Origin of the sequence: Nitrosomonas sp. (assembly GCF_040256045.1) — a bacterium.
Taxonomy (GTDB): domain Bacteria; phylum Pseudomonadota; class Gammaproteobacteria; order Burkholderiales; family Nitrosomonadaceae; genus Nitrosomonas.
Window position 1 is genome coordinate 46,881 of the sequence record NZ_JBDZWD010000003.1, and the last position, 13,810, is coordinate 60,690.

Below are 13,810 nucleotides of genomic sequence, written 5' to 3' on the forward strand. Positions count from 1 at the left end.
GCGCAGCACAAAAGCATTTCTCTGATACAGAAGCAAAATGCTGTAACTGGCACGAGGACAATTACAGCATGACCATCAAACAACCATGAAAATAGGGTTGTCCGGTTTATAAGAAGAAAATTTCCTCGGTTATTTACCGGCGATTACACGTACCATTTCCAGCAGCTTGCAGGAATATCCCCACTCGTTGTCATACCAGGAAACTACTTTTACAAAATTCTTATCAAGCTGAATTCCTGCTTCTGCATCGAATACCGATGTACAGGTTTCTCCGCGAAAATCTGTGGAAACTACTTTCTGATCGGTATACCCCAGTATGCCTTTCATTGAACCGGCTGAGGCTTCTTTCATTGCATTACAAATATCTTCATAAGACGCATCTTTTTCAAGCTCGACTGTCAAATCTACAACTGAAACATCGGAAGTAGGAACGCGGAATGCCATACCCGTCAGTTTTTTGTTTAATTCGGGGATAACTACACCAACTGCTTTGGCTGCACCTGTAGAGGAAGGGATGATATTCTCAAGAATTCCACGTCCGCCGCGCCAGTCCTTATTAGAAGGACCGTCAACAGTTTTTTGTGTAGCAGTTGCGGCATGGACAGTCGTCATCAGGCCACGCTTGATACCCCAGGTATCATTCAGGATTTTGGCAATCGGAGCCAGGCAGTTGGTAGTACATGACGCATTGGAAATAATTGTCTCTCCGCCGTATGCTTTATCGTTTACTCCGTAAACATACATTGGCGTATCGTCCTTGGAAGGGGCGCTCATAACAACTTTCTTGGCACCGGCCTGGATATGTTTTTGAGCGAGTTCTTTGGTCAGGAACAGTCCGGTGGATTCCACCACGATGTCCGCACCGACTTCACCCCACTTTAATTCGGTCGGATCTTTAATAGCGGTCAGACGAATCTGCTTGCCGTTTACAATCAGGTTGTTTCCGCTGACGGATACATCTCCCTTGAAGCGCCCGTGGACAGAATCATGTGTCAGCATATAAGCCAGATAATCCGGTTCCAGTAGATCATTGATTGCGACAACTTCGATGTCGTCGAATTCTTCTATGGAACACCGGAAAACCATCCGGCCAATACGACCAAATCCATTGATACCTACTCTGATTGTCATTCCTCTATCTCCACATTTTTAATAAAAAATCTGTTTTACGAGTAAAAACGAATTTTGTTTACCTTATATAACTCTCTTTACCGCGTTTACGACATTCTCAACGGTAAATCCAAAATATTCGAATAATTTTTCTGCAGGAGCTGATTCGCCGAACCTGTCGATTCCGATTACATCTCCTTCAAGGCCGACGTATTTACGCCAGTAATCGGTAACTCCCGCTTCTACGGCTACACGTACAATCCCTTTGGGCAGGACACTGTCCCGATATGCCTGATCTTGCCTGTCAAAAATGTTTGTACAAGGCATGGATACGACACGCACTGCAATATCGTTTTCTGCCAGTGTTTTCTGTGCAGCCATAGCCAACCCGACTTCCGAGCCGGTTGCAATGATGATCGCCTGTGGTTTTCTGTTTGCTGCTTCAGAGAGGATATATCCCCCTTTTCTTATCAGGCTGATCGTTACTGCGTCCCGTTTCTGGAAAGGTAGGTTCTGGCGGCTGAATATGAGGGATGACGGGCCTTCTCTGCGCTCAATGGCGGATACCCATGAAACGATCGATTCAACGGTATCACACGGACGCCATACATCCATATTCGGAATCATGCGCAGGGTAGCAGTTTGTTCAACCGGCTGATGGGTCGGACCATCTTCACCCAATCCGATCGAATCATGGGTGAACACGAAAATATTACGAATTTTCATCAATGCTGCCATACGCAGAGCATTGCGGGCATATTCGGAAAACATCAGGAAAGTACCGCCGTAGGGGATGATTCCACCATGCAACGACAGGCCGTTCATGATTGCGCACATGCCAAATTCCCGGACACCGTAAAAGACATAGTTACCGGTGGGTTCTGTGCTAATTCCCTTGGAGCCTGACCACATGGTGAGGTTGGAGCCGGCCAGGTCTGCTGATCCGCCAATCAGTTCGGGTAATACGGGTGCCAGGGCATCGATTGAATTTTGTGATGCTTTCCGGGTCGCGATGGTTTCTTCCCTGGCATTGATCTGGCTGATAGTTCCCTCAACGTGATCAGCCCATTCGACGGGTAGCTCGTCAGCCATGCGGCGGGTAAATTCAGCGGCTTCTGCCGGATATTTTTTACTGTATTCCTCAAATAGGCTGTTCCACGCAGATTCCAGCGCCTGGCCTTTGGCACGAGCATCCCATGCATCGTAAACTTCCTGCGGAATTTCAAATGGTAGGTAATTCCAACCGATATGAGGGCGGGCTGCAGCAATTTCTTCATTTCCGAGCGCAGCGCCATGAACATGGCTGGTATTGGCTTTGTTGGGTGAACCCATTCCAATGACTGTTTTGCAGCATATCAGTGTGGGTTTGTCCTGTACTTTCTTCGCGGCCTCGATAGCAGCTTGTATTGCTACCGGATCATGTCCATTTACATGTGGAACGACGTGCCAGTCATACGCTTCGAAGCGTTTGGGGGTGTCGTCCGTAAACCATCCTTCGACATGCCCGTCAATGGAAATGCCATTATCATCATAAAAGCAAATCAGTTTACCCAGCTTCAATGTTCCTGCCAGCGAACAGGCTTCATGGGAAATGCCTTCCATCATGCAGCCATCGCCCAGAAATACGTAGGTGTAATGGTCGACGATCGGGAAATAAGGCCGATTGAATTCTTCTGCCAGAATTTTTTCTGCCAGCGCCATCCCTACGGCATTCGTGATACCCTGCCCCAGCGGCCCTGTTGTGGTTTCCACTCCCGGGGTATAACCGTATTCAGGGTGTCCTGGGGTTCTGGAATGAAGCTGACGGAAATTTTTTATGTCTTCGATAGACAGATCGTAGCCGGTCAGGTGGAGCAGAGCGTAGATCAGCATAGAGCCATGGCCATTTGACAATACAAACCGATCACGGTCTACCCAGTGAGGATTTGTCGGATTGTGGCGCATGTGGTGATTCCACAGTACTTCTGCAATTTCCGCCATACCCATTGGCATACCTGGATGGCCGGAATTTGCTTTCTGGACAGCATCCATGGCCAGTGCACGAATCGCACTGGTCAAATTCTTGAACACTGGTGCGCTGAAATCTTTAAATGCTTCCTTCATTTATTTTCATCCTCGATTGTTCAAAAACCATAGCTCAATGTTATGCACCACATGACAACAAAAGCCGACAAAAGTCACCATTATCTCTTAAGTCGGAATAGTTCACAATACAGGTTGTAATTTCTTCATCCCTTCCGGATCTTTGGCCGGATTTAAAGGAAATGGCTTGGTAAAATGGGTGATTGAAAGGTATCATTCCGCTATTGGTTGGCCGGATAGAGGGAAGCGTGGCCGAGCGGTTTAAGGCACTGGTCTTGAAAACCAGCGATGGGCAACCATCCGTGAGTTCGAATCTCACCGCTTCCGCCATTCGCAGTTCCGGTAATTTCCTGATTTTCATATCTGCTCTCACTCTGAAGAAGGTGGCTTTGCAGGTTTCGTGTCAGGGGAAAGATCAGCACATTGGCTGATGTGAAAAAATGGAGAGAATTTAACGATGAGCGTCCCTTTTTTGCAGCAATACCGGGTGGGCAGTTACATCCTGAAACAAAAACTTGCGGGCAACAAACGTTATCCGCTGGTGTTGATGCTTGAGCCCCTGTTCCAGTGCAATCTGGCCTGTGCGGGTTGTGGCAAGATAGACTATCCGGACGAGACGTTACGTCGTCGCCTGAGTGTGGATGAATGTTTACATGCTGTGGATGAATGCGGGGCGCCGGTCGTTTCCATTGCGGGGGGAGAGCCGCTCATCCACAAGGAAATGCCACAGATCGTGCAAGGCATCATTCAGCGCAAGAAGTTTGTATATCTGTGCACCAATGCACTGCTGCTGGATACTCGCATGGACGACTATCGACCTTCGCCCTATCTTACATTTTCCATTCACCTCGATGGCAACCGTGAACGTCACGATGCGTCGGTATGCAGAGAAGGTGTGTATGACAAGGTTATTCCGGTAATTGAACAGGCGCTTCAGCGTGGTTTCCGCGTAACGGTCAATTGCACTTTGTTCCAGAATGAAACAGCAGAAGAAGTAGCGGAATTTTTTGATACTGCCACTGAACTTGGCGTTGAAGGTATCAACGTCTCCCCGGGATTCAGTTATGAGCATGCGCCGCGGCAGGATGTGTTCTTGCAGCGGTCGGTAAGTAAACGGTTGTTCCGTTCGATTTTCGAGATCGGCAAAAAGCGCAAACTTCCCTGGAGATTCAATCATTCCAGCCTGTATCTGGATTTTCTCGCAGGCAATCAGAGCTATAAATGTACGCCGTGGGGGAACCCTACACGTAATCTGTTTGGCTGGCAGCGGCCTTGCTATCTGCTGGTGGATGAAGGCTATGCAACAAGCTTCCGTGAGCTGATGGAAGAAACCGACTGGGATCGCTATGGTGTCGGCAACAATCCCAAATGTGCAAACTGTATGGCACACTGCGGGTTTGAGCCCACTGCCATTAATGATACCTTTGCTCATCCGCTTAAAGCATTACGGGTCAGCATGCATGGTCCGCGGGTAGAAGGGCCTATGGCACTCGATCCGCTACAAACGAGCAGCGGATCGCAACACAATACCGATAAACGGAGGCCTTTTCCCATACCGGTGTCTGTTGAACACAAAACGGCTGCACCGTCATCGGATCATTCGCCTGGTTCGGATAACTGATATTTCTTTGTTTGCCTGAAGGTATTCATATTCCTGCGTATCCAAGATCATGGCTGTATTGGTGATGTATCTGGCTTTGTCAGGTATATTTTGCTGGTGGGCTATTCTGCTGGCGCCATGGCGAGCGTGGAGTATACGAGAGCAGCTTGAACCCTCTGCATATCCGGAAGAAGAACAGTCTTTTGATGACGTTACCGTTCTGATTCCCGCTCGTAATGAAGCACAGTTCATCGATCAGACCTTGAACACGCTGCAGGTACAAGGTGAGGGTTTTAAAATCATCGTGATCGATGATCAATCCGAGGACGATACCGCATCCCTGGCGGACAGAGAAGGGAGTGAAGTTATTTCTGGAACGACTCCATCCAAAAACTGGAGTGGGAAGCTGTGGGCACTGAATCAGGGATTGCAACGAGTACATACTCGGTACACTTTGCTGCTGGATGCAGATATCAGCCTGTCGCCCGGTATCTTGGGAGCGTTGCTGAATAAGGCTCGCCAGGAAAATTTGTCGCTGGTGTCGCTCATGGCAGAATTGCCCGTCCGGCACTTCTCCGAACGTTTACTGGTACCTGCTTTTATATTTTTTTTCAAGCTGTTATATCCGTTCAAATTGTCCAATGAGCCAAGATCTTGCATGGCTGCAGCAGCAGGTGGATGCATTCTGGTTGAAACAGGCGTACTGCGATCCATTAATGCTTTTACCAGTATTCACCAGGCATTGATCGATGACTGTGCGCTGGCCTCGCGAGTCAAACAGGCCGGTTTTAAAACCTGGATCGGGCTCAGTCATGCTGTACAAAGTCATCGAGGTTATGACAGCCTTGCCGCTATCTGGAACACCGTCGCTCGTACTGCATTTACGCAATTGCACTATTCGTTGTTATTCCTGCTTTTGTGTACATTGATCATGTCGAGCATGTTCTGGTGTGCGCCATTGTCCGTGATTATTTATACGGATACGATTTTTGTGGCCAGCAGCGTTCTTGCCTGGCTGGCTATGTTCATTGTTTATACACCCGTGCTCAGGTTTTATCGGAGTTCCCCGCTTTGGGTGATTGCATTACCCGTAATTGGCACACTCTATCTCATGATGACCTGGACTTCCGCCTTCAGATACTGGCGGGGAGTACGAGCACACTGGAAAAATCGACGTTATGAAGCTTCTGAATACAACTAGCAGAATAGTGACGCTATGGGTAATTGCCATGCTGGTGATGATCTCCGGATTGCGGGCAGAATCACCCGAAAATGAGGGTGCTGAACGGGTGGTGATCACTTTGCAGGATACCTTGATCCAGGCCATGCAACAGGGCCAGGAAATTGGTTACAGCGGTCGCCTCAAACTTCTGACCCCGGTTATTGAGCAGACGCATGATCTTGCGGCAATCATCCGCTCTGTATTGGGTGCGCACTGGGCCAAGCTCGATTCCGATCAGCAACAGGCGATTACCCGGGTATTCCAGGCCAACAGTATTGCAACTTATTCGGATCGGTTTAACCAGTACGATGGAGAACAATTCAAAATCATTGAACAGACACAGCTTCCGCGAGGGCGGATGCTGGTTCGCAGTCAGCTTGTCCGATCTGATGGTGGCCCGGTAAATTTTGATTATGTAATGCATGAGACCGGTGGAAGCTGGCGCATCATCAATATCGTGGTCGATGGGGTCAGCGATCTGGCCCTGAAGCGAGCTGAATATAGTGCTGTATTGCAGAAAGACGGCATTACCGCGCTGATCGACATGCTGGAACAGAAAACTTCCCATATAGAGCAGAATCAGCAGTAATTCTAATGTGGCAGCTCCTGTCGCTATCCTGAAATAACCCGAACATTTCACCACACCACTAAAGCGATTCATACATGGAACAATTCGCCAAGGAAACCTTGCCCGTCAGTCTCGAAGATGAAATGCGGCGTTCTTACCTTGATTACGCAATGAGCGTTATTGTAGGCCGGGCTTTGCCTGATGTGCGCGATGGATTGAAGCCGGTACACCGCCGTGTACTTTATGCCATGCATGAGCTGTCCAACGACTGGAATCGCCCGTATAAGAAGTCTGCACGTATCGTCGGGGATGTCATCGGTAAATATCATCCGCATGGTGATACTGCTGTCTATGACACGATCGTGCGCATGGCCCAGCCTTTTTCTCTGCGTTATATGCTGATCGACGGGCAGGGTAATTTTGGTTCGATCGATGGTGATAATGCCGCGGCAATGCGTTATACCGAAATCAGAATGTCGCGCATCGCCCATGAATTACTGGCTGATCTCGACAAGAACACAGTCGACTTCGGGCCCAATTATGATGGTTCCGAGCAGGAACCACTGATTCTGCCGGCCAAAATACCCAATCTGCTGATCAACGGATCATCCGGTATCGCGGTAGGTATGGCAACTAATATCCCGCCCCACAATCTGGGTGAGGTCATTGATGCCTGCCTGTTGCTGCTGCATGATCCTGACATGGATATCGCCGAATTGATGACTTGTATTCCAGCACCGGATTTTCCAACTGCAGGCATCATTTATGGTATATCCGGTATCAAAGATGGGTATCAGACCGGAAGAGGGCGTGTCATCATGCGCGCCAGAACGCATTTTGAAGAACTCGATAAGGGTAATCGCCACAGTATCATCATCGATGAACTGCCTTATCAGGTGAATAAAGCCAATTTACTGGTGCGTATCGGTGAGCTGGTAAGAGATAAAAGGATAGAAGGCATTTCCGATCTGCGCGATGAATCGGATAAATCCGGTATGCGCGTAGTCATTGAACTCAAGCGTGGCGAGGTGCCCGAAGTCATCCTGAACAATCTGTACAAAGAGACACAGATGCAGGATACCTTCGGCATCAACATGGTTGCGCTGGTTGATGGGCAGCCGCGTTTGCTCAATCTGAAGCAGATGCTGGGTTATTTTCTGCGCCATCGCCGTGAAGTTGTAACACGGCGTATCGTATTCGAACTCAGAAAGGCGCGGGAACGCGGCCATTTGCTGGAAGGATTGGCAGTTGCTTTATCCAATGTCGATGAGATCATTGCGCTGATCAAGGCTGCTCCGACCCCGGCAGAGGCGAAAAAAGGCCTGATGGCCAGAACATGGCGATCATCGCTGGTTGAAGAGATGCTCCGTCGTGCAATGATCGATGCAACAGTATTTCGTCCGGAAACGCTGGCAGCCGGTTTTGGGATGTCAGACCAGGGCTACCGTTTATCCGATGCACAGGCACAGGCGATTCTTGATCTCAGATTGCAGCGACTCACCGGGCTTGAACAGGAAAAAATCGTTTCGGAATACAGAGAAATCCTCGACAAGATCCGGGATTTCCTCGATATGTTGGCAAACCCGGGACGGATTACCACTATCATTACTGAAGAGCTGGCGGCCATCAAAGGGCAGTTTGGAGATTCCCGACGCAGTGAAGTGGTGATAGATACGCAGGATTTGAATACTGAAGATTTGATTACACCTGCCGATATGGTGGTGACCCTGTCACATGCGGGTTACATCAAATCCCAGTTGCTGGATGATTATCATGCACAGAAACGCGGAGGACGCGGCAAACAGGCGATCACTACCCGAGAAGATGATTTCATCGATAACCTGTTTATTGCCAATACACATGATTTCATTCTATGTTTCTCCAGTCTCGGGCGCGTCTACTGGATCAAGGTTTACAATGTTCCGCAAGGTAGCCGTACTTCGCGTGGCAGGCCGGTAAATAATCTCGTTCCACTGGAACAGGATGAAAAGATCAATGCTGTGCTGCAGGTCAAGTCATTTGATGATACCCGGTACGTGTTCATGGCAACTGCGGGGGGTACGGTCAAGAAAACCCCGTTGTCAGAATTTTCACGGCCGCGTACCAATGGAATCATTGCGATTCATCTCGATGAGGGGGACTATCTGATTGGCGTTGCGCTGACCGAAGGCAAGCATGATGTCATGCTTTTCTCTGATGCTGGCAAGGCGATGCGTTTCGACGAGAACGATGTGCGTCCTACCGGACGTAATGCGCGCGGGGTAAGGGGTATGAAGCTTGGAGCAGGGCAAAAGGTTATTTCGCTGCTGGTTGCAGATAATGAAAATATGGCGGTATTGACCGCGACTGAGAATGGCTACGGTAAACGTACACCTATTACCGAATATACCCGGCATAACCGGGGTACTCAGGGTATGATCGCGATTAATACCAACATCCGTAACGGTAAAGTCGTCACTGCACAGCTGGTTGAATCCAGCGATGAAATTATGCTGATTACTACAGGTGGCGTCATGATTCGCACCCGTGTCAGTGAGATTCGTGAAATGGGCAGGGCAACCCAGGGAGTGACACTGATCAATCTGGATGCAGGGGAGAAACTGGCCGGACTGGAAAGAATCGTCGAAACGGATGAGGATTAACTCGACTTGGTGAGCCAATGAGAAAAATATACAATTTTAGTGCAGGTCCGGCAGTACTGCCGGAAGAAGTGTTGGAGCAGGCGCGCGAAGAGATGCTGGACTGGCACGGCAGTGGCATGTCAGTCATGGAAATGAGCCATCGCGGGAAAGAATTTATGTCCATCGCGGACAAAACTGAATCTGCCCTGCGCGAGCTGGCGGGCATTCCCGATCACTATAAAGTACTCTTTCTTCAGGGAGGTGCATCCAGCCAGTTTGCCATGGTGCCGATGAATCTGCTCGGCGAGAAGGGCAAAGCGGATTATGTCAATACCGGTCAATGGTCGGCAAAGGCCATCAGTGAAGCCAAACATTACGGTTCTGTCCAGATCGCAGCTTCGTCGGAAAATGATGGTTTCAACTCGGTTCCACCGCTGGCGCAGTGGCATATCTCGCCTGGCACGGCTTATGTACATTACGCATCCAACGAGACCATCGGCGGAGTCGAGTTTCAGTGGATACCCGATTTATCTGCAGCAGCCGGCGACAACAAAAATATTCCACTGGTTGCCGATATGTCCTCCAATTTCCTGTCGCGTTCTTTTGATGTTAGCAAGTTCGGGCTGATTTACGCCGGAGCACAGAAAAATGTTGGCCCTGCCGGGCTGGTGGTAGTAATCGTTCGTGAGGATTTGCTGGATATTCCGCCGCTTGCCGGAACACCCGCCATGTTCCGCTACAAAACACATGCGGATAATGCTTCAATGTATAATACGCCGCCCACTTATGCCATTTACATCATGGGACTTGTCATGGAATGGCTGAAAAAACAGGGTGGATTGGCAGCGATTGAACAGCGTAACATTACCAAGGCCAGGCTGATCTACGATCTGATCGACACCAGCAGTTTTTACCATTGCCCGGTCAATCGGGCAGATCGGTCCAGGATGAATGTTCCGTTCACGCTGAGTGATCCCGGTCTCGATGAAGCGTTCCTGAAACAGGCTCAGGCGCATGGCCTGATTCAGTTGAAAGGGCACCGGTCGGTCGGCGGTATGCGAGCCTCGATCTATAATGCCATGCCGCTGGAAGGTGTACAGACATTGGTGACCTTCATGCGGGAATTCGAGAAAAACCATGCCTGATGATGCCCAAAGAATCACCCGAATCCTTACACTGAACTCGATTGCTCAGGTCGGGCTCAAGCGTTTTCCTCCACATCTTTTTCAGATCGGCAGCGACATTACCGATCCCGACGTGATACTGGTACGTTCCCATAACATGCATGATATGGAAATATCCGAAAGCGTCATTGCGATCGGGCGTGCCGGTGCCGGAACCAATAACATCCCTGTCAACCAGATGAGCGCACGCGGCATCCCGGTTTTCAATACACCAGGCGCCAATGCCAATGCAGTTAGGGAACTGGTGCTGGCAGGCATGTTGATGGCATCACGTAATCTGATACCGGCTTTGCGTTTCGTCGAAACACTGGAAGGGGATGATCAGTCTCTCAACCTTCAGGTCGAAGCGGGTAAGAAACAGTTTTCCGGTCTGGAACTGCCCGGGCGGACACTGGGCGTCATCGGTCTGGGCAAGATCGGGCGGCAGGTGGCTGATGTCGCAATCAAACTCGGAATGAAGGTGTTCGGATATGACCCGAAAATTACCATCGATTCCGCATGGAGTCTGCCCGCCGAAGTACAGAAAGCAACTCAGATCGAGGATCTGGTACGCCGCAGTCAGTTTATTTCGCTACATGTGCCACTCAATGATTCCACTCGTCATTTAATCAACGATGCATTGATCTCCTGCATGCAGAAGAATACCATTCTGCTCAATTTTTCGCGTGACGCGATCGTTGATGAAGACGCCGTGCTGACTGGTATCAAAAGCGGGGTCATCCGGTACTATGTTTGTGATTTTCCCGGCCGGAAACTGCAGCAACAGCAGGCAGTCGTTACCTTGCCTCATCTCGGCGCTTCCACGCGCGAGGCCGAAGAAAATTGTGCCATGATGATTGCTGACCAGATCATGGATTATGTCACTAACGGTAATATCTCTTATACCGTCAATTTCCCGGACGTCGTCATGGAACGCGGAACGCCATACCGGCTTGCCGTTGCCAACGCTAACGTTCCCAATCTGCTGGGACAGATATCGACTTGTATGGCGGATGTCGGTTTGAACATCCATAACATGGTGAATAAATCCCGGGGGGAAATGGCCTATACACTGGTCGATACTGACAGAGCAATTCCACAGGAAACTATTGATGCAATTGTCCGGATTACGGGTGTACTGATGGTGCGCTATTTGCCGGTACCCGAATTTCCTGAACGGGCATGAAACAAAAGAATCCAGGCACAATAAGCTCATATTGATGACAGAACAGCTTAAACAACTGCGCAATGAAATCGATGCGATCGATGATGAGTTGCTCCGATTGATCAACACGCGCGCACGGCTTGCACAACAAGTCGGCCGGCAGAAATCAGGTACTGCCTATCGCCCGGAGCGTGAATCACAGATTTTTTCCCGTTTGCAGCAATCCAATCCCGGGCCGCTGCGAGATGAGCACATTGTGCACCTCTTTACTGAAATCATATCGGTTTGCCGTGCGCTGGAAGAGCTTTTGACTGTCGCTTACCTGGGGCCGCGGGGCACCTTCTCGGAAGAAGCAGTCACCAAACGTTTTGGCAATGCCGTTACCTCCCTGCCTTGCAGTTCGATCGATGATATTTTTCGTAAGGTTGAATCCGGCACTGCAAGCTATGGTGTTGTTCCGGTTGAAAATTCAACTGAGGGAGCAGTCGGCAGAACCATGGATTTGCTGCTGCAGACACCGTTGAAGATATGTGGCGAACTCGAGTTGCCCGTACACCAGTGCCTGATGGCACAACAGACTGATCTGGCTGCTATTCGAAAGATCTATTCTCATCCGCAGTCATTTGCGCAATGTCAGGCATGGCTCAACGAGAACCTGCAGAATGCTGATCGGATCAACGCTGCCAGTAATGCGGATGCTGCTCGTCAGGCTGCTGTCGATAGCAGTGCTGCAGCAATTGCCGGAAAGAGGGCTGCCGAAGTATTCGGATTGAAAGTGTGTGCAGCTAACATCGAGGATAATCCAAATAACACAACGCGATTCCTGGTCATTGGCAGTCAGGATGTTGCACGCTCCGGGAAGGATAAAACTTCACTCGCCATGGCTACTCATAACCAGCCTGGTGCGGTTTATGAGCTCCTCGCACCGTTTGCCCAACACCAGGTCAGTATGACTCGTCTGGAATCACGTCCTTCGCATGCCAGTCTGTGGGAATATGTTTTCTTTACCGATATTGCAGGACATCAGGAAGATGAAAATGTAGCCAGGGCACTGCAGGTGCTGCGTGATAATACAACCTTTTTAAAAATTTTCGGTTCTTACCCTGCTGCATGAATCGATAAATTCCTGAACAAGATACTATTTACCTTTAAACATGATGAATCTCAGTGAACTGGCTCCGGACTATATCCGGGCAATTCAGCCCTATCAGCCAGGTAAACCAATATCAGAATTGGTTAGAGACCTCGGGCTGAATAAAGATGAAGTAATCAAACTGGCTTCCAACGAAAATCCATTGGGCACCAGCCCCCTGGCAAAGGAAGCCATAATCCAGGCGCTCAACGAATCGGCCAGGTATCCGGATGGCAGTGGTTTCGAACTCAAGGCGGCGCTGTCTGAACGGCTGGGCATGCCGGCCGACCAGATCGTGCTGGGCAACGGTTCCAATGATGTGCTTGAGCTTGCTGTTCGTATTTTTCTGCACCCTGATTCAACCGCCATCTATTCCCAGTATGCCTTCGCCATCTATCCGTTGCTGGCCCAGGCTGTCGGTGCCAGAGGAATTGCCGTTCCCGCCCGTAATTATGGCCATGATCTCGAAGCCATGCTGGCTGCTGTTACGTCGGAAACTCGTATCATATTCATTGCCAATCCCAACAACCCAACCGGGACGTTGTGTGACGCCAGGGATCTGCTGCGTTTTATGGAACGTGTTCCGCAGGATGTACTCGTGATACTGGATGAAGCCTATGACGAATATCTGCCGGAAGCAAACAAGGCAAACAGTATTGCGTGGTTGAAGAATTTCCAGAATCTGGTCATCACTCGTACTTTTTCCAAAGCTTATGGTCTTGCCAGTGTACGTGTTGGTTTTGCGCTGGCACATGCTGATATCGCCAATCTGATGAATCGTATCCGCCAGCCGTTCAATGTAAACAGTATTGGTCTGGCGGCCGCCCAGGCAGCGCTCAAGGATGTTGAATTTGTCAAGCTTGCCTATACGACGAATCGTACGGGTATGCAGCAGATGACCCATGGCCTGGACCAGCTCGGTATCGAATATATTCCTTCCTTCGGTAATTTCGTCTGTTGCTATATCGACGGTCATCCCGCCAATACGCTGAAGATCTACAGAAATCTGCTGCAGCAGGGTGTCATCGTGCGTCCGCTCGGTAATTACGACATGCTCAACCATTTGCGGGTAACCATTGGAATCGAAGAAGAAAACAAGCGGTTCCTGCAAGCGCTGGAACAGGCATTGAAAGAGCTGGATTGATCG

10 protein-coding genes and 1 tRNA gene are annotated in these 13,810 nt (G+C 49.6%); 9 read left to right on the forward strand and 2 right to left on the reverse strand.

Going from position 1 to position 13,810, the window contains the following annotated elements:
* Positions 1–129: 129 nt before the first annotated feature.
* Both gap and tkt read right to left on the reverse strand, forming a co-directional pair.
* On the reverse strand, positions 130–1,131 hold the full coding sequence (gene gap, locus ABUL11_RS01175; RefSeq protein ID WP_350282034.1) for a type I glyceraldehyde-3-phosphate dehydrogenase: 1,002 nt from the start codon (positions 1,129–1,131) through the stop codon (positions 130–132).
* Positions 1,132–1,194: 63 nt separating this feature from the next.
* A complete protein-coding gene (tkt, locus tag ABUL11_RS01180) occupies positions 1,195–3,213 on the reverse strand; it encodes a transketolase (RefSeq protein WP_350282035.1) in 2,019 nt (672 codons plus the stop codon).
* A gap of 221 nt (positions 3,214–3,434) precedes the next feature.
* Between tkt and ABUL11_RS01185 the strand changes: the two genes are divergently transcribed.
* The 9 genes from ABUL11_RS01185 (at position 3,435) to hisC (ending at position 13,807) form a co-directional block, all read left to right on the forward strand.
* Positions 3,435–3,522 (forward strand) — tRNA-Ser (locus ABUL11_RS01185).
* Between the two features lie 127 nt (positions 3,523–3,649).
* The gene (hpnH, locus tag ABUL11_RS01190; RefSeq protein WP_350282036.1) at positions 3,650–4,813 is read left to right on the forward strand and encodes an adenosyl-hopene transferase HpnH; all 1,164 of its coding nucleotides are present in this window, start codon (positions 3,650–3,652) and stop codon (positions 4,811–4,813) included.
* A 49-nt stretch (positions 4,814–4,862) separates the two neighbouring features.
* Complete coding sequence (locus tag ABUL11_RS01195; RefSeq protein WP_350282037.1) at positions 4,863–5,993, forward strand: glycosyltransferase; 1,131 nt, start codon at positions 4,863–4,865, stop codon at positions 5,991–5,993.
* Positions 5,971–6,603, forward strand: coding sequence for an ABC transporter substrate-binding protein (locus ABUL11_RS01200; RefSeq protein WP_350282038.1), 633 nt, complete (start codon positions 5,971–5,973; stop codon positions 6,601–6,603). Before ABUL11_RS01195 ends, ABUL11_RS01200 begins: the two co-directional genes overlap by 23 nt.
* Before the next feature lie 74 nt (positions 6,604–6,677).
* Positions 6,678–9,224: a DNA gyrase subunit A gene (gene gyrA, locus ABUL11_RS01205; protein WP_350282039.1), complete on the forward strand. Its 2,547-nt coding sequence runs from the start codon at positions 6,678–6,680 to the stop codon at positions 9,222–9,224.
* Between the two features lie 17 nt (positions 9,225–9,241).
* Positions 9,242–10,348 (forward strand): 3-phosphoserine/phosphohydroxythreonine transaminase, encoded by a 1,107-nt coding sequence (gene serC, locus ABUL11_RS01210; protein ID WP_350282040.1) that lies wholly within the window; start codon positions 9,242–9,244, stop codon positions 10,346–10,348.
* On the forward strand, positions 10,341–11,552 hold the full coding sequence (locus tag ABUL11_RS01215; protein ID WP_350282041.1) for a 3-phosphoglycerate dehydrogenase family protein: 1,212 nt from the start codon (positions 10,341–10,343) through the stop codon (positions 11,550–11,552). Before serC ends, ABUL11_RS01215 begins: the two co-directional genes overlap by 8 nt.
* Positions 11,553–11,586: 34 nt before the next feature.
* Positions 11,587–12,645 (forward strand): prephenate dehydratase, encoded by a 1,059-nt coding sequence (gene pheA / locus ABUL11_RS01220; RefSeq protein ID WP_350282042.1) that lies wholly within the window; start codon positions 11,587–11,589, stop codon positions 12,643–12,645.
* A 43-nt stretch (positions 12,646–12,688) separates the two neighbouring features.
* Complete coding sequence (gene hisC / locus ABUL11_RS01225) at positions 12,689–13,807, forward strand: histidinol-phosphate transaminase (protein WP_350282043.1); 1,119 nt, start codon at positions 12,689–12,691, stop codon at positions 13,805–13,807.
* Positions 13,808–13,810 lie beyond the last annotated feature (3 nt).

Excerpts from the sequence above, each read along its gene's own strand:
- hpnH (WP_350282036.1), top strand. The coding sequence starts at position 3,650 with ATGAGCGTCCCTTTTTTGCAGCAATACCGGGTGGGCAGTTACATCCTG.
- ABUL11_RS01195 (WP_350282037.1), top strand. The coding sequence starts at position 4,863 with ATGGCTGTATTGGTGATGTATCTGGCTTTGTCAGGTATATTTTGCTGG.
- ABUL11_RS01200 (WP_350282038.1), top strand. The coding sequence starts at position 5,971 with ATGAAGCTTCTGAATACAACTAGCAGAATAGTGACGCTATGGGTAATT.
- ABUL11_RS01215 (WP_350282041.1), top strand. The coding sequence starts at position 10,341 with ATGCCTGATGATGCCCAAAGAATCACCCGAATCCTTACACTGAACTCG.
- hisC (WP_350282043.1), top strand. The coding sequence starts at position 12,689 with ATGAATCTCAGTGAACTGGCTCCGGACTATATCCGGGCAATTCAGCCC.
- gyrA (WP_350282039.1), top strand. The coding sequence starts at position 6,678 with ATGGAACAATTCGCCAAGGAAACCTTGCCCGTCAGTCTCGAAGATGAA.
- gap (WP_350282034.1), bottom strand. The coding sequence starts at position 1,131 with ATGACAATCAGAGTAGGTATCAATGGATTTGGTCGTATTGGCCGGATG.
- pheA (WP_350282042.1), top strand. The coding sequence starts at position 11,587 with ATGACAGAACAGCTTAAACAACTGCGCAATGAAATCGATGCGATCGAT.
- serC (WP_350282040.1), top strand. The coding sequence starts at position 9,242 with ATGAGAAAAATATACAATTTTAGTGCAGGTCCGGCAGTACTGCCGGAA.
- tkt (WP_350282035.1), bottom strand. The coding sequence starts at position 3,213 with ATGAAGGAAGCATTTAAAGATTTCAGCGCACCAGTGTTCAAGAATTTG.